This window comes from Lacipirellula parvula (assembly GCF_009177095.1).
GTDB lineage: Bacteria > Planctomycetota > Planctomycetia > Pirellulales > Lacipirellulaceae > Lacipirellula > Lacipirellula parvula.
In genome coordinates, this window is the sequence record NZ_AP021861.1 from 779,331 (window position 1) to 795,771 (window position 16,441).

Annotated in this window: 7 protein-coding genes, 1 pseudogene and 1 CRISPR repeat array; of the genes and pseudogenes, 5 read left to right on the plus strand and 3 right to left on the minus strand. The window is 56.4% G+C overall.

The annotated features are described in order from the left end of the window. Positions 1-242: 242 nt before the first annotated feature. Entirely contained in the window at positions 243-542 is a 300-nt protein-coding gene (locus tag PLANPX_RS02935) for a hypothetical protein (protein ID WP_152097280.1), read from the minus strand. 759 nt (positions 543-1,301) lie between these two features. Here PLANPX_RS02935 and PLANPX_RS02940 point away from each other — a divergent pair. From PLANPX_RS02940 to PLANPX_RS02960, 5 genes and pseudogenes are all read left to right on the plus strand, one after another. After that, positions 1,302-2,783, plus strand: a complete 1,482-nt coding sequence (locus PLANPX_RS02940) for a DUF3375 domain-containing protein (RefSeq protein ID WP_152097281.1) — start codon at positions 1,302-1,304, stop codon at positions 2,781-2,783. Continuing rightward, positions 2,773-3,390, plus strand: a complete 618-nt coding sequence (locus PLANPX_RS02945) for a DUF4194 domain-containing protein (RefSeq protein WP_152097282.1) — start codon at positions 2,773-2,775, stop codon at positions 3,388-3,390. The genes PLANPX_RS02940 and PLANPX_RS02945 overlap by 11 nt, the downstream gene beginning before the upstream one ends. Before the next feature lie 45 nt (positions 3,391-3,435). After that, a complete protein-coding gene (locus PLANPX_RS02950) occupies positions 3,436-6,828 on the plus strand; it encodes an ATP-binding protein (protein ID WP_152097283.1) in 3,393 nt (1,130 codons plus the stop codon). After that, positions 6,825-7,985, plus strand: coding sequence for a Wadjet anti-phage system protein JetD domain-containing protein (locus PLANPX_RS02955; protein ID WP_152097284.1), 1,161 nt, complete (start codon positions 6,825-6,827; stop codon positions 7,983-7,985). The genes PLANPX_RS02950 and PLANPX_RS02955 overlap by 4 nt, the downstream gene beginning before the upstream one ends. A gap of 423 nt (positions 7,986-8,408) precedes the next feature. Next, positions 8,409-8,774, plus strand: a pseudogene (locus PLANPX_RS02960) (DUF6876 family protein); the annotation flags it as partial. 234 nt (positions 8,775-9,008) lie between these two features. Continuing rightward, positions 9,009-14,195: direct repeats of the CRISPR family, unit length 36 nt; unit sequence GTGCTCAACGCCTGTCGGCGTCAAAGGATCTCTCAC. Positions 14,196-14,457: 262 nt separating this feature from the next. Here PLANPX_RS02960 and cas2 read toward each other — a convergent pair. Then, entirely contained in the window at positions 14,458-14,754 is a 297-nt protein-coding gene (gene cas2 / locus PLANPX_RS02965) for a CRISPR-associated endonuclease Cas2 (RefSeq protein ID WP_152097286.1), read from the minus strand. Positions 14,755-14,758: 4 nt separating this feature from the next. Then, positions 14,759-16,423: a type I-MYXAN CRISPR-associated endonuclease Cas4/Cas1 gene (locus PLANPX_RS02970; protein WP_152097287.1), complete on the minus strand. Its 1,665-nt coding sequence runs from the start codon at positions 16,421-16,423 to the stop codon at positions 14,759-14,761. Between the last annotated feature and the right edge of the window lie 18 nt (positions 16,424-16,441).

Below are 16,441 nucleotides of genomic sequence, written 5' to 3' on the forward strand. Positions count from 1 at the left end.
GCTACTGACACTGAACTCACGTCTCCGATTCTACTCGGCGAGAGTGGTATGCCCGTCGATCACTGGGCACGTCATCAACGTCGTACTCAGGATTGCCGTGCGGATAAGTCTCACACTAGGCTTTAGCGGCGGCTGATACGATGTTTGGCGGGCCTGGCTCGCCTTGCCCTAGTAATCCGGCGTGCTGGTATCGACGTTGACGCTCAACCTTTGCAAACATCGAAGCCGGGGTTTCCCCGGCTTTAGTTCTCCCAGTCTTGCGTAGCATGACGGATGGCACGACGAACTACCGAATAGACGTGATCGAAGCTAACGTCTTCGAGTTCATCCGGATGGGCGATGAGGTCGTTGACGAACAACCAGACGGATTGCTCAATCTCATTAAACGGTGATTGAATTAGCCGTTCTTCGGCTTGATCAACGAATAGTTTCGCTGTCGATGGGTCGCTTAGTATCGCAATTACTTCGGCGGCCGACTTGCTGTGCTTGTTTTCATCGGACCAAGTCACTCTCGATCGCATCTCTGCGGCTTGCTGGTCCATTTTTCTAGCGTTCGCCAGCAATTCATCTCGCTGGGCATCATTCAGTATGCGTCTTGTCATCTTAGTGCTCAAAAGGGGTTTCGAAGGTCGGTAGTGTTGTGTTTCTCTATGGTCCCGGTTTCTATTTACTCGCCCCGGCCGGAAGACGTGCTGTTTTGGATTTCTGTCGGCTTAATTCGACTGTGAAATCGTCAGCGAATGCCTCGATTAGAAATCCTCGCCCTTTAAATACGCCCGCGAGATAGCTATGCATATGCGATAGCTTTTCGACTCCGGATGGGGGCGGCCGGATCACCGATAGCAAAATGCCAGCGATCCCAACTGTTGCCCGTCGCGGTCGAGGCGGGCCGAGTAGACGCCTGCTTCCGTCGACGAAGGAGGTCTAAGCTAGAAAGATTAGGACAGGTAGGGCGCTGCTTCTGGGGCGTTGTCCGCGACTCGGCTATCTCATGAAATCATCTAATCCCCGCAATTTGGAGGCAGATTAGTCTTACGAGCAAGCATTACTGCGATCCTGCGCGACTTATTCGCTGATTCCAGCGGCCTGTGACACGTTGTGACTTCGGGCAGTGATGGGGCCGAGCAACTAGCATTCCAGTGCCTCACCGCTAAAAAGGTGTTAAACACTGCTTACAATTTGGTGTAAACTGGCCTTTAGCGGGTACTGGCAAATCTCGTTGCGGAGCAACTCGATATTAACGATGGCGGAATGTGCTGACGGAGTGGCCCTCGCCCAGCGTGCTATGTTGGGACTTTCTCATGCGTCTTGGCAGGCTGCTCACTTACTTCTCGACGTCGCCTGCCATCCGACTGCTTCACGCAACAAATGCGCCTTTCATTATCACGTTCTTCGAACAGGTCTTTAAGCAGGCAAGCCGAATCACGCTTCCGCATTCTGAACTTTTCACGGCGCTTGTTGCTTATCAGGAGGAGCTGAGTGAGACGCATCCCGGAGTTCTTTCCAGCAGAGCTGACTCTTACCTGAATGATTGGTGCTCGGCCGAGTCGCGGTGGCTACAGCGCCTTCTTGAATCCGGACGCGATGAGCCGCTCTATCAACTAACTCCTCACAGCGAGGATGTGCTCGTCTTTCTAGACCGTGCGCTCGACAAGGATCTTGGGTTCGTCGGCACTGAATCGAGGTTGAAGCTGGTCATAGATACGCTTTCTGATCTTGTCATCGGCTCCTCTGACGATCCCGAAGTACGCCTACAACATCTTCGAGCAGAGTACGCGCGCATTGCTTCAGAGATCGAGCAGATTGAGGCAACGGGGCAGGTGGCCAAATACCAGCCTGGTCAGATTCGTGAACGCTTTGCAACGGCAGTGACGCTGTTACGACAACTCCAAGGAGATTTTCGAGCAGTTGAGGAATCTTTTCGTCGCATCACTGTCGAGGTCCAGCAACGGCAGATCGCTGGAAGCGGCTCGCGCGGCGGCATTCTCGAGTTCGCCCTCGATTCTGAAGATTTTCTAAAGCGGGAAGATCAGGGAGTTAGTTTTTACGCTTTTGTGAGTCTCATACTCTCGCCCCAGCAAACAGCGAAGTTGGAAACGGTTATCCGCGGAGTTCGCCAGATCACTGAACTTACCCAGCAGCATGAGGGATTAGAAACCATTCGCAGCATGGTCACGCTCCTACAACGCGAAGCGGAGAAGGTGATGCGAACCAACCATCGACTGTCGGCCACGCTCCGGCGACTTCTCGACGACCGCACGCACGCTGATCGCCAACGCATTGCTCATCTATTACGCGAAATTCAAGGACAAGCAATATCTCTCGCTGGATCTCCCGCATCCACTAGCGTTGGTCTGACGCTTGATCTGGAACTGACGCTTGAGTCACCCCTGCGTCGAGCATTCTGGACCGAGCCGCCGAAGTTCGAGGCGGTGGACCTAACCTCCTATCAACCGGACGCCGATGCCCGTCAGCACGCTTTTGAGCAATTGGCCGCCCTTCACCATATTAATTGGCGGGAATTGCGCGTCCGGATTCGACAGGCGCTCGCATTGGAACATGCGCCTACGCTGCATGACTTATTGGCAATCCATCCCCTCAATGGGGGCGTGGTCGAGGTAATTGCCTATCTGCAGATTGCGATGGACGACGGCCATCAGATTGATCGGCGGGCGAGTGAAACGTTGATTCTTCGTCCGAAGACTCCGCACGGCCGTTCATTGTTGATCACAGTTCCTAGAATTACCTTTCTTTCAACCCAGAGAAACGGCCATGCGCGGTGAACTCCCTGAATTCCGCGAATGGAGCATTGCCGCCGTCCATCTACTTCGCGGCGTTGTTGAGGCGGAAGACGGCCGCGCTTGGAATATTCTCCTCAGTCACCGCTCGTCGGTCGAAAGCTACTTCGCTCGTATCGGCCTCCTCCTTGTCGTCGACGAGTCGGAGGGATTCTCTTACTTACGGCAATTCCCAGAGGAGCAGCTGCCGGACGGCTACGAAGCATTACCTAAGCTGTTCCACGCCACACGGCTGAGCTACGGACAAACGCTGCTCTGCGTGCTGCTCAGGGATGCGTTGCGTCGCTTTGAGGAAGAGGAAGTGCTCGACGAGCGATGTGTCGTGGATGAATCGGAACTACTTGAAATCTGGAGGACCTTTTCCCCCCAGCAAGTCGACGACGTCAAGCAGATCCGCGAACTTCAGACCAATTTGCGCAAGCTTGAGGGAATGGGTTTTGTGCGGCCCTTCGGTCAGGAACCAGGGAGTTGGGAAGTACGCCGAATTCTTAAGGCCCGCGTGAATGCCGACGAGTTAGAGCATCTTTACCGTCAATTGTCGGCTGTTACCGGTGCGTCGGCTCCTGATGGCGCGATCGCCGAGCTCGATTGAGTTGCTTCACGTTGACCGCGTCCTTACACCTTCGATAATTTTCGCATGACACTCAATAGTCGACTATCGTTTGCGCCGCCCTCCGATCGGGGGTATCGACTGCATAAGCTCGAAGTACTCAACTGGGGGACCTTCGACGGTCAAGTATTCACCGTTCGCCCAGCGGGCCAGTCGGCTCTTCTAATCGGTCAAAACGGCTCGGGAAAATCGACGCTGGTCGATGCGCTGTTGACCCTTCTCGTCAGGCCGGGAGTCCGAAACTTCAACGTGGCGTCCGGCGCCAAGAAGCGAGAGCGCGACGAGAAAAGTTACCTGCGAGGCGCTTTTGATCGTGGCAGCGACGAAAGCGGCGAAGGGATTGAAGTCAAATTCCTACGCCCCAGCGGTGATCAGTACGCGGTGATCTTGGCGTGGTTTAGCAACGCTGACACTGGTAAGTCGTTCTCGATTGCTCAGATCCTTTATCTGAACGGCGATCAAAGCGTCGAGAAAATCTACTGTCTCGCTGATGGCGAGCGATCTATTCAGGCGGATTTCGGCGAACTGACTTCAGGCGACAAGATACTCAGATCGCTCCGCGAACGCGGGCTCAAAGCGACCCGCACATTTCATGAGTTTGAAGGTTGGTTCGCGAGACTGACCCATGTCAAACCGAAGGCGATGGAAGTCTTCAATCAGACGGTCGCGGTCAAGGATATTCAGAAGCTTAACGACTTCATCCGCGATCACATGCTTGAGCATATGAATTGGGATGAAAAAGTGGACCGCTTGTTAGGGCATTTTGCCGAATTGAGCGACGCCCACGAAAGTCTTGTCCGCGTTCGCCAACAGCGCGATCTCTTGAATCCGATCGCCTTGGCGGCGATCGAGTACCAGGAACATGCAGCTCGGCTTGAACGCGCCGAGGGCGTGCTCGCTGCGATTGATCTCTATTTTTCTCAGAAAACGGTCGCGCTGTTTGCGCCCGTCGTTGAAGCCTGCCGGCAGGAGTTAGTTCGCACTCGCGCCGCCAAGGCGGAGCTTACAAGTCAGCTTGTCGCGTCCATTGAGCGAATTCGTCAGCTAAAGAATGAGATTGACCACGCCGGGGGCGATCGTCTCAGACAAATCCCCCGTTTGATCGAAATCGAGCAACTTCAATCTTCTAGCAAACGGTTGGCCCATGACCGATTCGCCGCGTCTCTCATCACGTTAGGAATTACACAAACCATTGACAGCGAGATCAAATTCACCACCGTCGCCAAACGTCTGCCAGTTCTTGCCGCGAAGATTAGCGACGAGATTTCGGAGGGCGCTGTCGATCACGCGCAAGCAATTTTGAAACGGGGAGAGTTGCGGAAGTCGATAGCCGAGGTGCAGCAGGAATTCGAAGGCTTGCAACAAAGGCGGGACAACGTCCCCCAGTGGTGCGTGGCTGTGCGGTCATCTCTCTGCACACAACTTGGCTTGATTGCGAAAGAGCTTCCGTTTGCTGCGGAGTTGATCAGTATTCATGAGACCGAGCGTGAATGGGAAGCGTCCATCGAGAAGGTGCTTCGCGGCTTTGCACTGAGCATGCTGGTCCCGGAAAGGCACTACCAAGTCGTCGCTCAACATTTGGACAGGAGTCGCCTAACTCATGATGGCCGCGGGCAGCGACTCGTCTATCTTCGGGTTGTGCACCACGACCAGGAAAGCAAGGGAGCCACGTCTCGGCCTACATCCCTTCTGCGGAAGCTCGTGTTGCGACAGGGGCATCCGCTCGTACCCTGGGTCGCGGGCGAACTCTCCCATCGGTTCGACTACGAGTGCTGCGACGGCATCGAAACGTTTCGGGGGTATCGGGGCTTGGCGCTGACCATTCATCGTCACGTTAAGTCTAGCCATTCTCGCCACGAAAAAGACGATCGCGAACAGGCGTTGGACCCACGAAACTTCGTTCTCGGTTGGGACAATCGGGAGAAGAAATTGCGTCTCGCCCAGGAGATCAGCCGCCTGACGCAGGAGGAAGTCAACGCCGAGCAGGCCGTTGTCGCCATTGAGAATCGGTTGGACGATCTGCGCCTCCGCGCGAACGCAACGACCGAGGCCATGCGACTGACAGCTTTTGCCGAGATCGATTATCCACTGCACGCACTTGAAATTGCCGCATTGGAGAAGGAACGGCAAGCCATTGAAGGAAAGTCGTCGAGAGTCAAGCTTCTGAAGGGTCGGCTCGAAAAGGCCGAGCTGGACGATGCATCGCTGCAAGAACGCCGCGACGGCGCCGTCGCCCGTGAGCGCGAACTGGACAATGAGATCGCTGGGGGTGAGAAGCTTTTGGCGAAGGCCGAAGCCGACCTCAGAACCCAGGCTGCCAGTGGCGACCTCGAGAGGCATGCTCAATGGTTCTCGACGATTGATGCGGAGTTAATGCTGCCGCCGCTAACATCCAACGATCTGTTTCAGCGGAGAGATGGATTTCGAGCTTCGCAAGACATGACGATGATTCAGCTTCGCAAAGCCATCGCTCCGGTCTTGGGACGGCTCGTTGACGCCATGTCGAAATACCTCCGGCATAGCCCCGAGAGCACCAACAACCTGCATGCGTCGGTCGAGTATCTGGAAAGCTTTCTAGGACTTAAGCGAACAATCGAAGAAGACGATCTGCCGCGGCACGAACGGCGATTCAAGGATCGACTCAATCAGAAAGTCATTGAAGAGATTGGCTTGTTTCGCAACGCCCTTGAGCAGGAGCGGCGGGGAATCGAAGATAAAATCGAGTTGCTCAACGTATCGCTCAAGAAACTGCCGTATCGGCCGGGAACTCATATCCAGCTTGAACCGCGCGCGATACGAGACCCTGAGATCGTCGATTTTCAACGCAAACTACGGGAGTGCATTGAAGGCAGCTTCGAGGATTCCGCGGAGGCTAATGAGTCGCGCTTTGTGAGAATTCAGGAACTAGTCGAACAGCTACGGGATGACGGAAACCGACGCTGGCGGGACAAAGTGACCGATGTTAGGCGTTGGTTTGATTTCTTGGCGATCGTCGTGGATCGCGATACGCTCAAGACCGTTTCGATCTATCAGGATAGCAGCGGCCAGTCAGGGGGCGAAAAAGCCAAACTCGCGTTCACCATTCTGGTGGCTGCCATCGCGTTTCAGTACGACTTGGATCCCGAACATCCTGTCAGCGACCGCTTTCACTTTGTCGTCGTGGACGAAATGTTTTCCAAGGTCGACGACCAGTACGCGGAATATGCCTTAGACCTGTTCAAGCAGTTTGGGTTGCAATTGTTGATTGTGGCTCCCCTGGACGCCAAGGCGCGGATCACGCAACCTTATGTCGGGAACTATCTTCACGTCGTAAAGCAGGGAAACCGTTCGGCTATCTTTGAAATGACGGCCAGGGAATTCGAACAATCTATGCTTGGGGAGCATGATCTCGGCATCACAAGTGAGTTTACCGAGGCATGATTGAGCCCCATGAGATTCGCCGTAAGGCTGAAAAGTTGTACTCCGCGTTCCTCGTTGCCTGGATGGCCGATGAGGAATTCTTTCCTCGCAGCGTCCCCAGCGATCGGTCGCTTCCTGAGAGCCTAACAGCGGCGGCCGCATCGATCCAACGCCTGCGCGACGGGTCGAAGGCGGCGCTGGGTTTCGGATACACCATTGATTGGAAGGAACGCAATTCACGTCGGCACGGCCGGAACTTCTTTCCGCGCAGCATCTACTTTGAGTCACCCGACGATCTATTACGATTTATTGGCAAACAGAAGGCGTTCAGTGCGTTTACCGCGACCGTTCAGAAGATCCGTTCACGGCACCCAGGCCTAGATCGCTGGATCCGGGCAAATCGCCGAGCTGTCGCAGACGCGGCTAGCGGCATCGACGGACTGTTGGAGACGGTGGATTATTTCCTGGCTCATCCTCGCCCGGAGATGTTTGCTCGCGAGTTGCCACTGTCAGTCGACACCAAGTTCATTGAGCGAAATGCAGGACTGTTGCGAGCCTGGTTGGATATTCTTTTGCCGTCGTCGGCGATTGTGGCGGACGAGGAACATTTTGCTCGTCGCTTCGGCCTGAAGTACGCCGAGCCGTTGGTCCATATCCGCTTTCTTGATACATCGCTTCCCCAGGCGGCTTCAATTCCATCATTCGAATGCGCGATCCCCCTGCATACGATGGCGAGGTGGGAGATCGAGGCGAAAAATGTGGTGATCGTGGAGAACAAGACGAACTTGCTGACTCTCCCTCCTCTTGCAGGGACCCTCGGCATTTTCGGCATGGGAGGCGGCGTTACAGACCTGCGTTACGTCGGCTGGTTAGCTCGGCGACATCTGCGGTACTGGGGAGACGTGGACGTCGACGGCTTCCGCATCCTTTCGCGACTCAGATCCGTTTTCCCGCATGTGCAGAGCTTTCTAATGGACGACGCATGTCTCACGGAGTGGGCACTCCTAATCGCAGCACCCGGTAACGGCAGTAAGGGAGAGGTTTTACCGAACCTAACAAATTCCGAGCGACGTGCTTATGAACGTTGCGTCTTGAACAATCTACGTATTGAACAGGAAAGACTTCCGCAATCATATGTGGTTGATTCGATCGCTTCCGTACCTGAGTTCCACATCTAAAAATGTCTCCGAGCATTTACGAGTTGCGAATATAACACCACGCAGATTGCAAGCGACCCGACAGCGCCGATGAACGTGCCGGTAAACGTCGAATGCGAAAAGCAATCGATCGCCGAAGGTCGCGTCCGGTCAGCTGTCGAGATCATCTGATTTAGCGATGTCTTCACTGGTCATCGCTCTTCCGACGTCAGGCGGCTTCTCTTATCAATCGCCAGCATTCGGTATCTCAGCGTCGCTCCGCCTGTTGCAGGCTTCTTACGGACCAACCAGCAGCTCGGCTACGCTCGATTTTCGCCAATCTTCGTCGTGCTAGAAGGATTTGGAAAGGCAGACGCCTCAGGCTTGCTCTCGATGCCAAGCCACGATGAGGATTTCGATGCCGCGTGAGAATGTCGCCGCCCCCACGCTCCTAAACGGCTCCAATGCTTCACAGGCGATCTGGAACGCTGGCGGCACTCATTTAACAAGCGACTGATCTACACACCTGGTGTCCAGCATTTGGCGGAGAGGGCCGGGGCCTATTGGCTGATCGACGCGATCTCCAGTTGGCTGCCCTCATCGCAGTTCCAAGCAGCGGTCCGCCGCAATCAGTGGATTAGCGAAATCCACTTCTGGAAGCTTGAAGTCGGCGGCGATCGCTCGGCCGTCCTCACGGCGCTTGCCGATTCAGGAGAGGAGTCGGTCATCCGGCAGGCGATCGAATATACGGATTTTCCGCTGCCGGAAATCGATCTCTATTGTGCGTTCGAGGGAGAGCATTGGACATTGATGCTGCCGAGCGAGTATTGAGGATGCAAGGCCTCTCCAATTTCCCGAGTTTCACTACGTATTACTGGTCTATAGCACGTTAACTATGGGCCGATATCGAGATTGTTGTGACTGGCCCATCAAGTCGGTCTGAGGCGCGACATACATTCTCTCGCGCGTGGGGGATCATCAACTTCATAACATAGCAGGCACTTGTGCAATTGTATCGAGATCATCCCGGGATCGCCCAGACAACCTTCCTCCTGTTCACTATTTATATTCAACGCCTGTCGGCGTCAAAGGATCTCTCACACTAAATACCCATGTACTGAGGGTAGTTACCGTTGTGCTCAACGCCTGTCGGCGTCAAAGGATCTCTCACCAGTTCCGCCCCCTCCACTGCCGCCTTCAGGTAGATGTGCTCAACGCCTGTCGGCGTCAAAGGATCTCTCACTAATGCTCACCACTCACACCGGCGATTGCGTTGAGTGCTCAACGCCTGTCGGCGTCAAAGGATCTCTCACGTAGGCCAGCATGGTAGGCCAGCATGGTAGGCCAGGTGCTCAACGCCTGTCGGCGTCAAAGGATCTCTCACATGGGACCCCGCCAAAACCTGTCGCGCGGAGCTTGTGCTCAACGCCTGTCGGCGTCAAAGGATCTCTCACACTAGGCATCAACCCATGTACCGCATAACCCCACGGTGCTCAACGCCTGTCGGCGTCAAAGGATCTCTCACATTCCGCTGAACATACCCGCCGCAGTTGTAATCCCCGTGCTCAACGCCTGTCGGCGTCAAAGGATCTCTCACGACACCATCGGCGCCGTTGACATGATTCAGGGTCGGTGCTCAACGCCTGTCGGCGTCAAAGGATCTCTCACCATCGGAGGCATCGACGTAGGTCAAGAGGGACTTCGTGCTCAACGCCTGTCGGCGTCAAAGGATCTCTCACTGGGACTAGGCATCACTGCGGCTGCAATGGCTATGTGCTCAACGCCTGTCGGCGTCAAAGGATCTCTCACGACTTCACGCCATCATCTCCGCAACCGTCTTCGCACGTGCTCAACGCCTGTCGGCGTCAAAGGATCTCTCACTTGACCGCCGCGGCGTCATCCGGGGCGCCGTCGGTGTGCTCAACGCCTGTCGGCGTCAAAGGATCTCTCACCCAATTCGCTACGAATCGACTCATCCAACAGGTCGAGTGCTCAACGCCTGTCGGCGTCAAAGGATCTCTCACACGGACCATCCGTGATCGGTTCAGAAACATTCCACGTGCTCAACGCCTGTCGGCGTCAAAGGATCTCTCACGACATTCGGGCGGGTCTCTCTCGCTGTCCATCGTCTGTGCTCAACGCCTGTCGGCGTCAAAGGATCTCTCACACTGCGGTGCAAAGCTCCGGTTCTTGCCCGCAGAGTGCTCAACGCCTGTCGGCGTCAAAGGATCTCTCACCTCGCCAGCTGCAGGATGACCATCGCTGCCTCCGTGTGCTCAACGCCTGTCGGCGTCAAAGGATCTCTCACGCATTCCCTTTTTGCCGATGACTGCGTTGCGGAGCGGTGCTCAACGCCTGTCGGCGTCAAAGGATCTCTCACCACCGATGTACGACAGGTAAAAGACAAAGTCGCAGTGCTCAACGCCTGTCGGCGTCAAAGGATCTCTCACATTCCGGCATCGCTGGAACCGGCCGGCGTGGCAGTAGTGCTCAACGCCTGTCGGCGTCAAAGGATCTCTCACGCTACTTGTGCGGCTCGAACAGCAACAACTGGCGGTTGTGCTCAACGCCTGTCGGCGTCAAAGGATCTCTCACACTTCGCGTACTTAACGTGCTTAACGGGTCAATTCCGGTGCTCAACGCCTGTCGGCGTCAAAGGATCTCTCACGGGACGACGAAGAAACGGGCATTCGCTGCAAGGCTCGGTGCTCAACGCCTGTCGGCGTCAAAGGATCTCTCACATCGTGCCCCGCGAGACGTTCAATGTGTCGCAAAGGTGCTCAACGCCTGTCGGCGTCAAAGGATCTCTCACAGACTCGCGCGGGGCAATTTGAGGCGGCCAGTTAGTGCTCAACGCCTGTCGGCGTCAAAGGATCTCTCACCCGGTTAAGGGGCGTGATCGAGTTAGGGGGTGGAGGCGTGCTCAACGCCTGTCGGCGTCAAAGGATCTCTCACCTCTTCACCGTCTCGGCGGATGTCTTCGAGGTCGGTGTGCTCAACGCCTGTCGGCGTCAAAGGATCTCTCACTGATGGCGCCAGGGAAGGACGATTGGTCACTCCTTGTGCTCAACGCCTGTCGGCGTCAAAGGATCTCTCACGAGGCCCGATATCGCATAATGTTGCCGGTGTAATTGTGCTCAACGCCTGTCGGCGTCAAAGGATCTCTCACTCGTGCGTTTACGTCGTCATACTCACGCAACACCGGTGCTCAACGCCTGTCGGCGTCAAAGGATCTCTCACGCGGCGACGAGCAAGGCGAAGATAAACGCAAGTTGCTTGTGCTCAACGCCTGTCGGCGTCAAAGGATCTCTCACGTGGGGATCCGGCATCCAGTGATGCGACCGGCCCTCGGTGCTCAACGCCTGTCGGCGTCAAAGGATCTCTCACCGCCGTCAGCTCAACAATTGCTCGCTCAGGGTCGAGTGCTCAACGCCTGTCGGCGTCAAAGGATCTCTCACCACCAAACAATTCGCTTTGGTGGTGCAAGGCCAGCAGTGCTCAACGCCTGTCGGCGTCAAAGGATCTCTCACGTTCCCTTTAATTGGCGGGTCGCCACGTGTTGGGCGTGCTCAACGCCTGTCGGCGTCAAAGGATCTCTCACGCAACTGCGGTGCAAAGCTCCGGTTCTTGCCCGCAGAGTGCTCAACGCCTGTCGGCGTCAAAGGATCTCTCACACTGGCCTCACCTTGTAGTAGGGTCGGAACGCTGAGTGCTCAACGCCTGTCGGCGTCAAAGGATCTCTCACGGAAAAATGATACCGATCAGGCAGGTGCTGCTGAGTGCTCAACGCCTGTCGGCGTCAAAGGATCTCTCACCTGAAATCGATCGACGAAGAGAACCGCGAAGCCGAGTGCTCAACGCCTGTCGGCGTCAAAGGATCTCTCACCACACTTGTGGCAGGGAAGAACGACCAGTCCGCCGGTGCTCAACGCCTGTCGGCGTCAAAGGATCTCTCACGCGCGAGGAGAGCGATGGTGCGGTCCTTGCAGGTGTGCTCAACGCCTGTCGGCGTCAAAGGATCTCTCACCAAAGCACACCCTGGCGTCGGAATAGTAGCGGACAGGTGCTCAACGCCTGTCGGCGTCAAAGGATCTCTCACCATTACCGCAGCTGATTCGCCACAATGGTCCGCCATGTGCTCAACGCCTGTCGGCGTCAAAGGATCTCTCACCCGGACGGCACGATCTGGAACAAGCGGCTCAAGGCTGTGCTCAACGCCTGTCGGCGTCAAAGGATCTCTCACGCCGGATATATATTCGGTAATTAAGTAGCTGATTGTGCTCAACGCCTGTCGGCGTCAAAGGATCTCTCACAGGCCAACACGGCGTACTGAGATGCGCGCGAGAGTCGGTGCTCAACGCCTGTCGGCGTCAAAGGATCTCTCACGCATAATTGTCTCTGATGAATGAACTACTTAGTTACGTGCTCAACGCCTGTCGGCGTCAAAGGATCTCTCACCAAGCGGGCCGACGAGAAGGCCCGCAAAGCCTAGTCGGTGCTCAACGCCTGTCGGCGTCAAAGGATCTCTCACTCGACGGTCGCAATCGTTACCAAGCATGCGTCGAGTGCTCAACGCCTGTCGGCGTCAAAGGATCTCTCACGGCAGCGATCGATGCGACCGGCTAGCTGGCTAGGTGGTGCTCAACGCCTGTCGGCGTCAAAGGATCTCTCACAACTTGTACGGGCCGAACGTCGGGTTTGCCGTGACGTGCTCAACGCCTGTCGGCGTCAAAGGATCTCTCACTTCGGTCCACCATCATTGCGAATCAGGCGCGTCTGGTGCTCAACGCCTGTCGGCGTCAAAGGATCTCTCACACGACCGGAAGAACATCGGCATGTCGCGAAAAGCATCGTGCTCAACGCCTGTCGGCGTCAAAGGATCTCTCACAGACGCCCGAGTCGTGGATCGTCACTGCCGTCTTGTGCTCAACGCCTGTCGGCGTCAAAGGATCTCTCACCGATCCGCTGGCTCTGTCGACAGACCAATGCGCGTCGTGCTCAACGCCTGTCGGCGTCAAAGGATCTCTCACGTCGTCGTCCTCACAATCGCCGTTGTCGGGGCAGCGTGCTCAACGCCTGTCGGCGTCAAAGGATCTCTCACGTTCTTCGGCGCCGCCGTTCCATAGGGGCCGGCGATGTGCTCAACGCCTGTCGGCGTCAAAGGATCTCTCACCTGGCGAAGAGTCCCGCCAAGATCACGCTGCTCGAGTGCTCAACGCCTGTCGGCGTCAAAGGATCTCTCACGGAGAACCAGCCATGGGCAACCAGGCCGCAGTCACGTGCTCAACGCCTGTCGGCGTCAAAGGATCTCTCACGAGCCTCCCGCAACCGTTCGGACATGCGGCTCTGGTGCTCAACGCCTGTCGGCGTCAAAGGATCTCTCACCCAATTGCCGCCCATGCAGTAGACGCGAAGGGCCTCGTGCTCAACGCCTGTCGGCGTCAAAGGATCTCTCACTACCGCCAGATGGACCATCGCAGCATCGGGTCCAACGTGCTCAACGCCTGTCGGCGTCAAAGGATCTCTCACTTGACTGGCGGACGCCATAACTGTAACCTCTTCGTTAGTGCTCAACGCCTGTCGGCGTCAAAGGATCTCTCACCAGCTCGGCTTGGGCGTTCACCCGCAACGTGGATTTGTGCTCAACGCCTGTCGGCGTCAAAGGATCTCTCACCAGAAGACCGCCCAGACGATCGCCAGACCAGCGAGGGCGTGCTCAACGCCTGTCGGCGTCAAAGGATCTCTCACGCCGGCCGCCGTCGTGTTCGTCGTGGTGAGCGTCACGTGCTCAACGCCTGTCGGCGTCAAAGGATCTCTCACGGTGCGAGTAGCCGCCGTAGATCAATCGCATCAGGGCGTGCTCAACGCCTGTCGGCGTCAAAGGATCTCTCACGCCGACGAACGTCTCGTCGCTCTCGACGGTCCCGCTGTGCTCAACGCCTGTCGGCGTCAAAGGATCTCTCACCGTGCAACGGCAGTCGACCGCAGACCGTCGCTTGTGGTGCTCAACGCCTGTCGGCGTCAAAGGATCTCTCACCTCATGGTCGTCAGCGAAGCAACCGACACCCTCGAGTGCTCAACGCCTGTCGGCGTCAAAGGATCTCTCACGCCGACGAACGTCTCGTCGCTCTCGACGGTCCCGCTGTGCTCAACGCCTGTCGGCGTCAAAGGATCTCTCACAGGGTACACGTCATATTCATACTGCGGCCCCGCTTTGTGCTCAACGCCTGTCGGCGTCAAAGGATCTCTCACCGCACCAACTCTAAGTTGCCATGTGGCAATGACTTACGAGACACGAATTCACGCATCTCCGTTAAATAGCCCAGGCACGGACAAAATCGAGTCTCAATAGATGCGAGGGACACCTTATCGCTCCTGTTTTCTCGGATCCTTCATTGATTGCCAAGCAGTCATGGATCTCAAATGATATGGCTAACGCAGAACCTGCTACTGCATAAGGACTTCAGATGACAAACCGCTCACCTCTCTACACCACCCAGACGTTACTGACCTGCTAAACAATCCTGAATGTAGGAGGATCTGCAGCCCACGCAGACTGGTCGCCTGTCGAATGCAAGGGAACCCTTTCGGCACATCGACTGCACATCGGCATCACCAGCAAATCGTCATTGGCAGCCATGATCTCGGCCAGTTCCCAGCATAACTTCTCCAGTGCGAGCCGATCCATTCGGCACCTGAAGACACTGTATTGTAGCCGTTCTCCATAGCCTTCCAACTTCTTGGCCACCTTGCGAAGCCGTTTCGGATCACGAACGTCGTAGGTGATGAGATGCCACGATTTCTCAGCCATAATGCTACCTCATTCGCATGCGAGCGTAGAGCCCTGGGGCGTTTGACCATTCCTTTTCCAGCAGACGCGATTCCAATTCCACGATCCTGGCGTAACTCATCGACTGGCTGGTGAATGGATGTCGATACATCTCCGTGAGTCGCTCTTCAAATAATGCAATCGCCTTTTTCCGGCCATCGTCCGAGAGCCAGACTTGTCGTCCAGCGATGGTAAAGTCGCTGTCCGGGTTCCATTGATTGCGATTGACGCTGCCGACGACCGGCATGTCGACGAGCGGGACGCGAAATATTTCCACGACATCCATCACGAGCGGAGGCGCCGCAGAGCGAGGTTGATGGAAGAAACCGAGGGCCGGCTCCAGCCCGACACCCAGCAAGGTTCGATGCACCAAAGCGAACAACATCCCATATCCGAAGCTGAGCAATGCATTAAAGCGATCTTCGGGCGGATGTTTCGATCGGCCGTTGGGAATCAGTTGGGGATCAATCCGCGACGACAGCAGTCTTGGCAGGGCAGCAAAGTAATCCTTCGCGGCAATCCCTTCCAATCCTCGCAAGGAATCAATGCCGGCCGCCTGATCAACCTTTGACAACGCAGCGCGGATGCGATCGATCGGCTCTTGAATCGACTGCCGCACGGCACCGTCAGTTCGCGATGCGCGCAGCAGATACTTTAACTGCGATTCCACTTTGGCGTGAACCGTCCTTCGCGACAAATCAAGGCACAGCGCCTCATTCGTGAGGGCGCGATACTGGCGAATTCGCTGCTGGACACGTCCCGGCGACGCCGAAGTCCCTGCCATGAAGCGGCCGCCGAACGTCAGCCAATCGACGGCCACGCCTCGGTAGGCGCACAGATGAAGGGCCTGCGTCGTTAGTTGGCCATAACCGTGAATCAGGATCGAATCGATCTGCTCGATTGGAATTTTCTGCTTGCCAGTTTCCGATTCCACGAGAAGAGACTCGCCGCTACGGCCGACCCGAGTCTTGGCGGTCGTCACGTGCAACGTGTGTCGCTCTCGGCTGGAGGGAAACAGCCGAGGCGGCAATTCGTCGGCATGGTCCAATGCCAATCGCTCTTCCTCCGGCAAACAAACCACCGCCAGAGAGCATTTGGGGCAGAGACGAGTATTCTCAGTAACGGGCGGTCGCTCTGTTGATTCTCGCAACACGCGAGCCCGGCGAATGGCGGTCCGTAAGTCATTACGAGCCGCATCGTCGATGTCGAGCAACACGGTAACGTTGTCGGCATGATAACGAACACGGGCCTGTTTCACTGGCTCGCCGAGTTGCTCCTCGACGAGCACCGCGTAGGCGACGGCCTGAATGCGATCGCTGGGCCATGCCAGCGGTTCATTGCTCTCGCCGCGGCGACATCGACCTTTCTTGTGTTCATACGCAATCCAGACGCCATCCCGCTTGCGAACCGCGTCGACCTTGCCGACGACCCCCCAGGCTTCGCTGCTCACGTCGTACGAGCGCATCTCGGGCGTCTCGTCGTCGAGTGAGACGCGTTCGAGATGGAGTCGACGGCCAGCATAAACGTTGCCGTCGGCGACGCGGATCTCTTCGACCTCTTCGAGATAGAAGAGCCGCTCGCAGTAGAGCAAGGCGTGGAGAGCCATCACGCGAATGGGGGGCTCGTCGCCCAAGTCGGCGGCGCGAATCATGACAAGAACTCACGGAGG